The sequence below is a fragment of the Andreprevotia sp. IGB-42 genome (genome assembly GCF_009848685.1).
In the GTDB taxonomy this organism is placed as follows: domain Bacteria; phylum Pseudomonadota; class Gammaproteobacteria; order Burkholderiales; family Chitinibacteraceae; genus Andreprevotia.
Genome location: NZ_WXTX01000012.1, coordinates 71,254 through 82,364, shown reverse-complemented (window position 1 = coordinate 82,364; position 11,111 = coordinate 71,254). Strand labels below are relative to the sequence as shown.

General features: G+C 59.1%; 11 protein-coding genes. 2 read left to right on the top strand and 9 right to left on the bottom strand.

The features are described 5' to 3' along the window. Nucleotides 1-9: 9 nt before the first annotated feature. From IGB42_RS17135 to tssA, 9 genes are all read right to left on the bottom strand, one after another. Nucleotides 10-453: a DcrB-related protein gene (locus IGB42_RS17135; RefSeq protein WP_159673932.1), complete on the bottom strand. Its 444-nt coding sequence runs from the start codon at nucleotides 451-453 to the stop codon at nucleotides 10-12. Between the two features lie 12 nt (nucleotides 454-465). Further along, nucleotides 466-2,400 carry a type VI secretion system Vgr family protein gene (locus tag IGB42_RS17130; RefSeq protein WP_159673930.1) on the bottom strand — a complete coding sequence of 645 codons (1,935 nt, stop codon included), beginning with the start codon at nucleotides 2,398-2,400 and terminating at the stop codon, nucleotides 466-468. Between the two features lie 243 nt (nucleotides 2,401-2,643). Next, nucleotides 2,644-3,072 (bottom strand): hypothetical protein, encoded by a 429-nt coding sequence (locus tag IGB42_RS17125; protein ID WP_159673928.1) that lies wholly within the window; start codon nucleotides 3,070-3,072, stop codon nucleotides 2,644-2,646. Further along, a complete protein-coding gene (locus IGB42_RS17120; protein WP_159673926.1) occupies nucleotides 3,069-3,491 on the bottom strand; it encodes a hypothetical protein in 423 nt (140 codons plus the stop codon). The genes IGB42_RS17125 and IGB42_RS17120 overlap by 4 nt, the downstream gene beginning before the upstream one ends. Next, on the bottom strand, nucleotides 3,491-4,324 hold the full coding sequence (locus IGB42_RS17115) for a type VI secretion system accessory protein TagJ (protein WP_159673924.1): 834 nt from the start codon (nucleotides 4,322-4,324) through the stop codon (nucleotides 3,491-3,493). Before IGB42_RS17115 ends, IGB42_RS17120 begins: the two co-directional genes overlap by 1 nt. Before the next feature lie 571 nt (nucleotides 4,325-4,895). Beyond that, complete coding sequence (locus IGB42_RS17110) at nucleotides 4,896-5,381, bottom strand: type VI secretion system tube protein Hcp (protein ID WP_159673922.1); 486 nt, start codon at nucleotides 5,379-5,381, stop codon at nucleotides 4,896-4,898. A gap of 304 nt (nucleotides 5,382-5,685) precedes the next feature. Then, nucleotides 5,686-7,194 carry a type VI secretion system contractile sheath large subunit gene (gene tssC, locus IGB42_RS17105; RefSeq protein ID WP_159673920.1) on the bottom strand — a complete coding sequence of 503 codons (1,509 nt, stop codon included), beginning with the start codon at nucleotides 7,192-7,194 and terminating at the stop codon, nucleotides 5,686-5,688. Nucleotides 7,195-7,245: 51 nt separating this feature from the next. Further along, nucleotides 7,246-7,773 (bottom strand): type VI secretion system contractile sheath small subunit, encoded by a 528-nt coding sequence (tssB, locus tag IGB42_RS17100; protein ID WP_159673918.1) that lies wholly within the window; start codon nucleotides 7,771-7,773, stop codon nucleotides 7,246-7,248. Nucleotides 7,774-7,814: 41 nt separating this feature from the next. Next, nucleotides 7,815-8,798, bottom strand: a complete 984-nt coding sequence (tssA, locus tag IGB42_RS17095) for a type VI secretion system protein TssA (protein WP_159673916.1) — start codon at nucleotides 8,796-8,798, stop codon at nucleotides 7,815-7,817. A 220-nt stretch (nucleotides 8,799-9,018) separates the two neighbouring features. On the opposite strand from tssA, the gene tssJ reads away from it, so the two are divergent. Both tssJ and tssK read left to right on the top strand, forming a co-directional pair. Next, nucleotides 9,019-9,732 (top strand): type VI secretion system lipoprotein TssJ, encoded by a 714-nt coding sequence (tssJ, locus tag IGB42_RS17090; RefSeq protein WP_159673914.1) that lies wholly within the window; start codon nucleotides 9,019-9,021, stop codon nucleotides 9,730-9,732. Between the two features lie 27 nt (nucleotides 9,733-9,759). After that, nucleotides 9,760-11,088: a type VI secretion system baseplate subunit TssK gene (gene tssK / locus IGB42_RS17085; RefSeq protein ID WP_159673912.1), complete on the top strand. Its 1,329-nt coding sequence runs from the start codon at nucleotides 9,760-9,762 to the stop codon at nucleotides 11,086-11,088. The last annotated feature ends 23 nt before the right edge of the window (nucleotides 11,089-11,111 follow it).

The following is an 11,111-nucleotide window of genomic DNA, read 5'->3' as shown; positions in this document are numbered from 1 at the left end:
CGGGGGGCTTTATTGTGGGTTGGCTTGCGCAAGGCGAATGCTGCTTTTGATGGCCTGCCAGGCTTGTGCGTCCTGTTCATTCATCGCGGTGGGCTTTGAATACGTAAATACCAGCGTTTTGTCGGTATCCGGAATCTGCAGGATGACCTGGTGCTGGTAAATGATCTCGTTGCCCCGCACAAAGCGGGATTGGATTTCAAATGCCGGGTATTGCAGATTTTCGCCAATCTGGCAGGCGCTCTGGTTTTGAATCCGCAAGCTGCTCACTTGGCGGTCCAATGCTTCCAGCTGGCGCTTCACGTTCTCTTCCAGGCTGGTTTCATCCGGCTGCATCTGGCCCCGGCCAATGGCAAGGTTGGCCCCAAGCTGGTTCAGCTTGATCATGTTGATGGTGTAATCAGTTGGCGTAGGGTCCGGCAACTTGAAAAGCGCTTCATTGATAAGGTAATTCACGATTGCTGGCCTTTACTTGCTTGGGAAGTTTTGATTGACGGTATTCACGATGGTGCCTTTCTGGCCATGCGGGCCGGAATCGGTACTGGCTGCGCCACCATCCTTGTTCAAATCAAGCTTGCCACCCAGGGTATTGATTTCACCGCTTTGCTTGGCGGTGATATTGAAGGCTTCGCAGCTGATGCTGAACATGCCGTCCGCACTCATTTCCAGCACGGTCTTGCCGCACACCAGGCGGATCGCATCGCCGGCCTCGATGAGGTAGGTGGTGCCTACCGCATCTGCGCGGCTTGCGCCGGCCATGATGGTCAGCGCATTCTTGACAACTTCAACCCGGTCATTGTGTACGCGCAGTACCTGATCATGGCCCACGTAGCGTTGCTCATCATTGCCAACCACGTAACCCTGATTGTTCTTGACCAGGCCGTTCATGTCTTTTTCCGCCTGGAATTTGACTTCCTCCGCGCCGGTTTTGTCTTCAAACCGCAACATGTTGGCATTATCCGGCCCGCCACCCGGGCTGGAACGGCTGATCAGGCCGCTTTGGGTCTTGCTGCTGGCGTGGCCGAACGGGGTAGGCTGTTCTTCGTTGTAAACCCGGCCGCTGATGATGGGGCGGTCTGCATCGCCTTCGATGAAGGACACCAGCACTTCCTGGCCGATACGCGGAATGGCGGTGGCGCCAAAGCCCTGGCCGGCCCAGGCACTGGCTACGCGTACCCAGCAGCCGGATTGCTCGTTCTTGGCGCCGTAGCGATCCCAGTGGAACTGGATCTTCACACGGCCTTTTTCGTCACAATAGATTTCTTCACCGGCAGGGCCGACCACGCTGGCCGTTTGCGTGCCCTGGATGATGGGCTTGGGCGTGGCGCGCGGCGGGCGGTAGGCGGTCTTGCTCGGCAGCACGGTGATATGGCACTCACGCTGGCCGGTGCCGGAGCCGGTGGATTCGTAGGTGTTCTCTTCCAGCACCAAGTGTTCGCTGGTGATCATGAACTGCTGGTTCTGATCATTGCGCGGGTGGTCGATCAGCGTGAACAGCTGGCCGGCGCCCAAGCCTTCAATCGGGCCGCTGCCGCTGGCTGTTTCATGGCGGGCTTGGCTTTCTTCCAGCCGCACATCGGCAAAGTGCTGGCCGCGGTCGTTGGCGTAATACTCGCTGGGCCACAGGTAAACATCGTGCTGGGCCTGGCCGTGCGCGCGGGTTTCGGTGGCCTTGAGCTGCAGGTTGGCGGAAGGGCGGAAGTAGTCGTATTCGTTGACGATGAAACGCGTGCTTTCCACCACCTTGCCGTAACGCCAGTTGGCAAAGTGTTCTTCATCGATACGCATGCCGCCGTCGTTGGCGCCGTGCTCGAACGGCAATGTCTCGTAGCCCGGGCGCGGCTTGTGTGCGGGCAGGCCATCGGCCAGTACCAGCACGTGCTGGTCTGCCTTGTGTTCAAAGAAGAAGTAGATGCCTTCCTGCTCCAGCAGGCGCATCACGAAGTTGGCATCGGTTTCGCCCGCCTGCACACAGTAGCGGCGGGGCGGGTAGTTCTGCGTGGTGCGTTCTTCAAAGCGGGCAATGCCGTGATCGGCAAACACCTTCTTGACGATATCCAGCGTGCTTTGCTTCTGGAAAATCTTCCAGTCCGCAGTGCGGGTCAGAAACCATAGCCATGGGCGCAATTCAGCTTCATAGCGGTAGTGCTGGCCCTCTTTGCCGATCAGCGCAATGCTGGCCACATACTGGTGGATATAGCGCTGTCCGCCTTTGGGCAGATCCAGCTCGATGGTGACCGGGTGGCCTACCAGATCATCCAGCGGCAGATCCGGGCTGAGCGAGAGGGCGGCCAGTTGATAATGGCCGATCGTACTCAGCGCCTCACCCCCAGTCAGGTTGCGGAAGAACAGGCTGGTATCGGGCAGCGGGCTGTGCAGGCGGATTGAGCGATTATCAAACATGTAGGATCCCGGATTTTGCGGAAGACGTCACACGGTTAGGATGGGGTTGCGCTGCCCGGGCTGGCCGAGGGTGCGCAATGAAACGATGATCGAGCTGCCGCGCCTGCGTGGCAGGGCAGGGGGCTGCGTGCCGTGGCATGCCCAGGTTGGCCGCTGCACGGTTGGCGCTGGCTGCGGATGCAATGGCATCCGCAGCGGCATGCCTCGCCGATATGGCGCGGGGTTGTGGTGGCACGCGCTTGTTCATGATGTTTTGCGTGGCCGGCACTGCGGGTCGAAGCGTAAGCGCTTCTTGCCAATCTGGTAGCCGTCTTTCAGTAGCCTTGCAGCGCCGAATTGCGGCTTGCTTTGCCAGATCAGCTTGCATTGTTGCAGATCGTACTGCGCCAGTTGCTGTTCACTGCCGCTGGTGCGGATCAGGAACAGGTAGCGGCCCTGCGCGGTGGCCAGCGGGCCGCGGAACAATTCCGGCTCCAGCGTGCAGGCAGGCGTGCGCACCGGGCCCAGCCAGAGCGGGGCTTCGGCATTGTCGTCACTGCCTTCCAGCGTGACGCCGCCGGCCAGTTCGGCCAGCACGGCTGGCGTGGCTTCCTGCAATTGGCAATCCGCAACCGCCCAGGGTGACCAGAACGCGGCGAACAGCAAGGCAAACAGCGTGGCAGTCTGGCTCATAGCGGACGGGCGTAGAACTTGACGTTGGCCAGATCGCTGGCACGCCAGCTGTAGTTGATGGTGGCATTCTTGCGGCCAGCGGCGCCAAACGTGCCCCAGTAGGCCACCGGGTAGGGGTGCGGCGTATCGGTGGCAACCACCACCACCACGTGCCCATGACCACGGGTATTGAGTGCGCCCACGACGAACATGCCGTTGTTGGCGCGCAGTTGTGCGGTGGCGAGGTCGCTGCCGAGGTTTTGCCAATCGGCAGCGGTTTCCAGGTAAGTGCCGATGGCGTTGGCATTGCCTTGCAGCGCAACGCCCAGGGTTGCGCCGACTGCTTTCAGAAAGCCGCTGCAATCGTTTTTCCAGGCATCCCAGTTCTGCTCGCAGGCAGCGATGATGCGTGTTGCGGTTTCATTCAGTGCTTCGGCCATTATTCAGTGTCCCCCGTTTGTTTGTTGTTCTCGAAGCGGATCAGCTTGATGTCCAGCAGCCCGTATTCTGCTTCTTCTGTACCCAGTACGCGCTGCCCGATGCCTTGCCAGCCGTCACTACCCACGTTCAGCCAATCCGTGGCGCGGCACAGTGCATAGCGCGCATCCGCATTGGGCGATTCCGGGTAGCGGGCCGGAATGAGTGCCGGGTGGGCCACGCCATCGTGCGTGGTGATGGTGGCCTGGCGCCAGATCAGATCCATCAAAGTTTGCGTGGCAAAAAAGTCGATCTGGCGGATGTCGCTCTGCTGCAGCCAATGGTATTGGCCGTCGAGCATGGCTTCGACCACCGGGCCCAGTCGCGGGTCGGCATCGGCCAGCCATTCAAATGGGGTGCCATCCACCTCGCCACGGACAGCCGGGGCTGATTCGGCGGCATGCTGGCGTTCGGTCACCGCTGCGCGATGCGCCTTGGTGCGCTCCATCAGGAATGCATTGATCTGCATCACCAGCCATTGCGGTGGCTCGTCGCCCATTTGCGGTGCGGCATCACCCTGAAATACGGCCAGACGCTGGCGCTCGCCGCGCAGCGCACCCAGGTAAGTCTGGCAAAAGCGCGTGTACTCGCGGTCGGTCTGTTCCAGTTGCTGCAGTTGTTTCTCGGCACGATCCCACTGGCCTAATGCCAGCAGCAGTTGTATCAGCACCACGCGGTGCGGCGGATACGACGGTGCATTGCGTACCACATCCTGAATCTGGTTCAGGGCTTGCTCCAGCTCGCCTTGCTTGATCAGCTTGTCGATGCTTTCCTGGGCGGGGGTCAATGTGGTCATGTCTGGCTCTGCATGCTGAATCGTTGAGGCGCGCGCTCAGCGCTGCGCCGGGGTAAAGGGTGACTGCCAGCGCGATTTTGCCAAGGCATTGCGCTGCCTGATCCGGCGCGCTGGTATGGCTGCTTGCAATCGGCTGTGCCAATCTGTCGTGGTGTACTTCGGTAACGCAACATCAGGCCATGCTTGGCCGGGTACTCGTTGCGCGATGCTGCCGGCATCGCCTGGCAGACAGGCAATGACGGAAATTTTGTCAGCTTGCGCAGGTTCGGTCGCCGTTGCGTCGCTTCTTTCTTGGTTAACTTTACAGCGGCTGGGCTTGGAACAATGCCGCCGGCTCGCAGTGTGCAATTGGCCGCGCATGCGCTACCCGTTTTTCCATGCACTGGATTGCCGCCTGAATCACGCCCGTCAATGTCCTTGAACAATTGCGGGCGCGGCATTGCTGCTGGCCATTGCATATTGTTCCGGTGCGGGAAAGGATAGGCTTGCAAAACAGGTATTCCCAAAATTGATCGGTTCATTCATTCGCAATTAAAAACTGGCCCGGGCAAGCCCGGACCAGTTGCACGCATCAAACCTTCTTGTTGGCTTTGATGTCCCACTCGGTAACCACGGCACCGCCGCTGGCTGCACCATCTGCACCCTGCGGTTGGTACTCGATCTTCACCTTGGAGAATGCCAGGCCCACGGTTTCGACCAAGCCGCTGCCGGTGTTTGCACCAGCCGGTGCAACGCTGGAGATCATCACGTCTGTCATGGTGATCTTGTAGTAATCCAGCGGCTTTTCGCCTGCTTTACGCACGGTCAGCACAGCCTTGGCAATGTGTTTGCCGCTCATGCAGGTCTGCATCAGGATCGGGCTGGACTTGTCGATTGCGTGCGTGATGACCAGGTCGTCAATGCTGACCTTGCCTGCGCCGCCACCGGTACCGGCATGCATCGAAGCACCCTGGCTCATGTTCCACTGAACCGAATGTACTTCGATTTCATTGGCATGCTTGTCATCTTTGGATTCGCCATCGATGCCGTCAATCTTCAGGAAAATATCACTTGCCATTTACTGCTCCTTTTAAAGTACAGCGACGTTGCTGCGGTACATCAAACATAGGAATCATTAATGTGATTCCGGGTTGAAAATGCAATTGGTCAAAGCAGCGGCCAATGTGCATGAAATTAAATTAACCATATCCTGATATGGTTATTCATCCGGCATGATGCGCGCAGACTGCCAAGCGGCATCCCGGCGGAATGCAGCATTTTTGAAACGGAAATGAATAAACGGATGTTCTGGTCAGGGCTGAGGAACGCAGCTTGCGCCGCATTCCTCATGACCATCAGGACTGGTTATGTTTCCCCTGGTGTCAGCTGCCCCCGTTCTTGACCGATGGCAGCTTGGAGACCAGGCGCAACGATACGGTCAAGCCTTCCAGCTGATAGTGCGGACGCAAGAAGAACTTGGCCGAGTAGTAGCCTGGGTTGCCTTCCACTTCTTCAACCTGTACTTCAGCGGATGCCAGCGGTTTTTCAGCCTTGACCGATTCGGACGAATTTTGCGGATCACCATCCACATAATTCAGAACCCAATCGTTCAGCCAGCGCTGCATTTCATCGCGGCTGGTAAACGAGCCGATCTTGTCACGCACGATGCACTTGAGGTAATGCGCAAAACGGCACACCGCAAACAGGTAAGGCAGGCGTGCAGCCAGATTGGCGTTCGCGGTTGCATCCGGATCCATGTATTCGGTCGGCTTTTGCAGCGACTGCGCGCCGATGAATGCCGCCAGATCCGAGTTCTTGCGATGCAGCAGCGGCATGAAGCCATTCTTGGCCAGCTCTGCTTCGCGGCGATCCGAAATGGCGATTTCGGTCGGGCACTTCATGTCCACGCCGCCATCGTCGGTCGGGAAGGTATGGCTGGGCAGGTTCTCTACCGCGCCGCCCGATTCCACACCGCGGATGCGGGTGCACCAGCCGTAGTACTTGAACGAACGGTTGATGTTGACCGCCATGGCATAGGCCGAGTTGGCCCAGCTGTAGCGCTCGTGTGCGGCGCCGGCGGTATCTTCTTCAAAATCGAACTCGTCCACCGGGTTGGTTTTTACACCGTATGGCAGCCGGGCCAGGAAGCGTGGCATGGCCAGGCCCAGGTAGCGCGCATCTTCCGATTCGCGCAGCGAGCGCCAGGCAGCGTATTCCGGCGTCTGGAAAATCTTGGTCAGATCGCGCGGGTTGGCCAGCTCTTGCCACGATTCCATCTGCATGGAAGCAGGCGAGGCGCCGGTGATGAACGGGCAGTGCGAGGCCGCAGCGGTGCGGGCGATTTCACGCAGCAGCTCAACGTCAACCGGGGTGTGGTCGAAGTAGTAGTCGCCTACCAGGCAGCCGAACGGCTCACCACCGAACTGGCCATATTCTTCTTCGTAAATGCGCTTGAAGAACGGGCTCTGATCCCACGATGTACCCTTGTAGCGGCGCAGGTTGCGATGCAGCTCGCTCTTGGAAATGCTCAACACCTTGATCTTGAGCATTTCGTCGGTTTCGGTGTTGTTCACGAGGTAATGCAGGCCGCGCCACGCCGATTCCAGTGCCTGGTAATCCGGGTGATGAATGATGAGGTTCATCTGTGCCGACAGTTTGCGGTCCAGCTCCGCCACCATCGCTTCGATGGTGCGGATGGCATCGCTACCGATCAGGCTGGTCTGGCCCAGCGCCTGCTCGGCCAGTGTACGTACCGCGTTCTCGACGGCGCTGCGCGCTTCGTCGGATTTGGGGCGGAATTCCTTTTGCAACAGTTGATAAAAAGCGTTATCAGCCTGTTCGTTTTGCGTGGCACCCGCGCCGGGTTGCTCTAGAAGAAGTTCGCTGCTCATGATGTCCCTTGATCTCTATGACTATCCAATGCCGTACCGGCCAGTGCCGGTTCAGCCTTCGCCGGGGGCTTCACCTGCCGCGGCTTGCGGCTTGGCGGAGGCGGACAGCGTGGCCAGCAGGGTTGGGTCGCTCAGCAAATCGGCGATCAGCGTTTCCGCGCCGTTCTTGCCGTCCATGTAGGTCAGCAGGTTGGACAGTTGCTGACGGGCATCCAGCAGCTTGCGCAGCGGTTCGATCTGCTGGGCAGCGGCAGCCGGCGAGAAATCATTGATGTTGGAGAACGTCAGATCCACTGACAGCTCGCCATCGTTGGTCAGGACGTTGTCCACGCGGAACGCGGCACGCGGGCGCATCGACTGCATGCGGTTGTCGAAGTTGTCGACGTCGATTTCCAAGAACTTGCGCTCTGACAGCGGCGGCAGGTCTTCTGCAGATTTGCCGGCCAGATCCGACAGCACGCCCATGATGAACGGCAGCTGGATTTTCTTTTCCGAGCCGTAAACCTCTACGTCGTACTCGATCTGCACACGTGGAGCCCGGTTACGGGCAATGAATTTCTGGGCGCTGTTGCTTGCCATCTTGCGGTCCTCTGTTGGATTACTTCACTCGGTGCTTCGGTTTAGCGGTTAATGCCAGCCAGCATTTCTATATGACCAACGCTGTCTGGTGTCAGCTCACGGATGATATCCATGAAGTCCATCGTCAGCACTTTTTGCGCACGGCGCAGCAGCAGCGGAGCGGGGTTACTCGGCTCAACCCGCTCAAGATAGCTGCATATCGCCTCGAGTTGCCGCTCCACATCAGCCCTGGAGCGTATGACCCCCGGGGTGGATGTGACGGCAATCACATCTGTTGTCTCGCTGGATGTTTCGATGTCACCGTCTGTCAGTTGCTCAGTGGCGGCGCCCGAATCCGGCAGTTTGTGTTGTAAACGCATCAGTAACTGCGCCAGTTGCTCCAGCGCGTTCTGATGTTCCGGCGCCTGCTCGGACAGGCAAGCCTTGATCTGTTCCACTGCCTGCAGGCTGTGGCCGAACTGCTCGCGCAGTGCGGCCAGGCCCTCTGGCTGGCTATTGAGCTGCAGATGCAGCTCGCCCTCGGTGAGCTCGGTACTGGCACCCGGCGTGAATAGCGCCTCCACCTCGAAGACGCGGATCGGCTGCGCACCCTTGCTGTGGAAGAACACCGCGCGGCGCAATTCCTTCAGTAAGAAATCCGGGCTAGCCAGCGAGGAGATCGCATTCATGCGAAAGGTTGCGTCGCCGTCCTCCAGCTCGGGGTGCAGGTCCGCCCAATAGCGTTCGACCAGACCGGCAACCAGCGACAAGCCTTGTTGCAAACCCAGCAGCCCCTGTTTGAAAACCAACGCGCGACACAGGATCACCGCAACGCGCAGATCCTTGGTCTTGCTGAATATCTGCTGACAGTTTTCAGCAATGCGGTTCCAGTCAGGCGGGGTTGCCGCGATGATCACATCACCGAACTGCTGCTCCGGCGTCTCCTGAGCTGACGCCTCGATTTCCATGAAGTCAGGCGAATATTCCAGGTTGGGCCCGGTCGGATTGGCTTCTGATACGGGTGAGAGTAGCGCGTCTAACTGCATGATATTTAAGTGTTTGCTTCTAGAGGTTTAGAGGGTGATGCTAGGTGCATACTTGCCGAAAACAGGGTGCTGTAACAACCGTTGGTCTGCACATTGTTACCGAACGGAAACAAAATGCACGCATTGATTTTTTAGATGTTGTGGATCTGTAATTCTCCAGTTAGCATTCGCGCCACGTCAATAGCCAAGGTCTTTTGTAGACCTTAAGAAAGATACGAAAATGTATGATTTTGTTTTTTTCCGGGGTGGACGATGGGCTGCCGCCTCGCTGCTGGTGATGGTTGCCATGCTGAGCGGCTGCGCTGCGCAGCCGACCGAGGTTGATGCGCTGGTGCTGGCGCAACCCAAGATCAATCCTGACCTGAATGCACGCCCTTCGCCGGTGGTGGTGCGTCTGTTCCAGTTGAAATCACTCAATGCTTTCCAGGCTGCAGATTACTTTGTGCTGGTTGATCACCCCGAGACGCTGGGGCCTGAATTGCTCAGCAGCGAAGAGGTGCTGGTGCGCCCCGATGAGGCACTGCGCCTGAAGCGCCCCATCCTGCCCGAGGCGCGCTACTTTGCTGCCGTTGCCGCGTTCCGCGATGTCGACCGTTCCAAATGGCGTGTTGATGGTCAGGTGGAGAACGTGACCGCAATCAAGATTCCGCTGGTGTGGGAGCGCAAGCCGGCCATGGCGCTGCGTATCGATCTGGTGGATTCCACGCTGCAGATTTCTTCGCCGGACGATGTGGCGTTGCTTGACGTTGCGGAAGAAAGTGCACGTGTGAAGCACAAGGCACAGGCCGGTGCTTCCGGCGCCAGCGACAAGGCCATCGCCAAGGCCAAGGCTTATGCCGCGAGCGCAGCGGACCGTGCCGCAGATCAGGCTGTGAGCATGGCCGAAGACAAAGCCAAGGATGCGGTACTGAGCCGCCTGCCGAGCATCCAGTAATGCGATACCACTTTTGGGAACATGCAAATGAGCGGTAATCGCGTTGTCTGGAGTGAAGGGCTGTTCTTGCAGCAGCAGCATTTTCAGCAGCAAGAACGTTTTTTTGAATCCTTGCTGATCCGCCACGTGCAACTGGGCGGCGAATGGCACTGGGGCTTTGCCGAGCTGAAGCTCGATAGCGCCCTGTGCAGCATGGGTAAACTGGGCGTGCTGGCGGCGCGTGGCCTGTTCCGCGATGGTGCGGTGTTTGACGTGCCCGGCTACGATCTGGCCCCCGCGCCACTGGACGTGCCGCAGGATGCTCGCAACGAACTGGTTTACCTGGCCGTGCCCATGGCACTGGTCGGGCGTGCGCAATTCGATCTGTCCAGCGGTAGCGAGCCGGTTGCTGCCCGCTATGTGGCGGAAGGGCATGAGCTGGTGGACGCGCTTGATCCGGCGCTGAAGGTGCATGCCTTGCTGGGGCGCCAGAACCTGCGCCTGTTGATGGCGCGTGAGCTGTCCGGTGCGTGGGTGGCCTTGCCGGTTGCCCGCGTGGTGGAGTGTCAGGCTGATGGTCGCGTCACGCTCGATGGCAGTTTCGTGCCGCCGACCCTGGCGGTGACCGCATCGCCGCTGATCGAAACCTGGCTGAAAGAGCTGGCCGGGCTGGTGCGGCAACGTGCGATGGCGGTTGCCGCCCGCGTGGGCGCCCCCAAGAGCAGCGTGGCGGATATCGCTGAATTCCTGTTGCTGCAAACATTGAACCGCTATTCGCCAGCACTGGAGCAGATGGTGGTCCGCAGCAACTGTCACCCGTCGCTGTTCTTCGGCTTGGGGCAGACCTTGCTGGGTGACCTGTCGATCTTTGCCAACGAATCACGCTTGGCCACCGATGTGCCGCTTTACCAGCATGATGCGCCAGAAGCGTGCTTCCCGCCGCTGATTGCCGAACTGCGCCGCATGTTGTCGATGGTGTTCGAGCAAAGTGCCATCGCTATCGAGCTGCAGGAGCGCAACTACGGCGTACGCGTGGCCATTGTTCCGGACAACGGTTTGTTCGATCAGGCCAAGTTCATCCTGGCCGCCAAGGGGCAACTGGCCAGCGAGGTGCTGCGCAACCTGTTGCCATCGCAAATCAAGATTGGCCCGGTCGAGAAGATTCGCGATCTGATCAGCCTGCAACTGCCTGGCGTGCGCATTTCTGCGCTGCCGGTGGTGCCGCACCAGATCCCTTTCCATGCCGGCTTCAATTACTTCGAACTGGAAAAGGGTGGCGATTTCTGGCAGCAGCTTGGGCAGTCGGCCGGTTTGGCCCTACACGTCGCCGGTGATTTCCCCGGTTTGGAACTAGAGCTTTGGGCCGTACGCAGCTAAGCACTGCGTGGCCGATACAGGAG

Excerpts from the sequence above, each read along its gene's own strand:
- tssJ (WP_159673914.1), top strand. The coding sequence starts at position 9,019 with ATGTATGATTTTGTTTTTTTCCGGGGTGGACGATGGGCTGCCGCCTCG.
- IGB42_RS17125 (WP_159673928.1), bottom strand. The coding sequence starts at position 3,072 with ATGAGCCAGACTGCCACGCTGTTTGCCTTGCTGTTCGCCGCGTTCTGG.
- IGB42_RS17130 (WP_159673930.1), bottom strand. The coding sequence starts at position 2,400 with ATGTTTGATAATCGCTCAATCCGCCTGCACAGCCCGCTGCCCGATACC.
- IGB42_RS17110 (WP_159673922.1), bottom strand. The coding sequence starts at position 5,381 with ATGGCAAGTGATATTTTCCTGAAGATTGACGGCATCGATGGCGAATCC.
- tssC (WP_159673920.1), bottom strand. The coding sequence starts at position 7,194 with ATGAGCAGCGAACTTCTTCTAGAGCAACCCGGCGCGGGTGCCACGCAA.
- tssB (WP_159673918.1), bottom strand. The coding sequence starts at position 7,773 with ATGGCAAGCAACAGCGCCCAGAAATTCATTGCCCGTAACCGGGCTCCA.
- tssA (WP_159673916.1), bottom strand. The coding sequence starts at position 8,798 with ATGCAGTTAGACGCGCTACTCTCACCCGTATCAGAAGCCAATCCGACC.
- IGB42_RS17120 (WP_159673926.1), bottom strand. The coding sequence starts at position 3,491 with ATGGCCGAAGCACTGAATGAAACCGCAACACGCATCATCGCTGCCTGC.
- IGB42_RS17115 (WP_159673924.1), bottom strand. The coding sequence starts at position 4,324 with ATGACCACATTGACCCCCGCCCAGGAAAGCATCGACAAGCTGATCAAG.
- tssK (WP_159673912.1), top strand. The coding sequence starts at position 9,760 with ATGAGCGGTAATCGCGTTGTCTGGAGTGAAGGGCTGTTCTTGCAGCAG.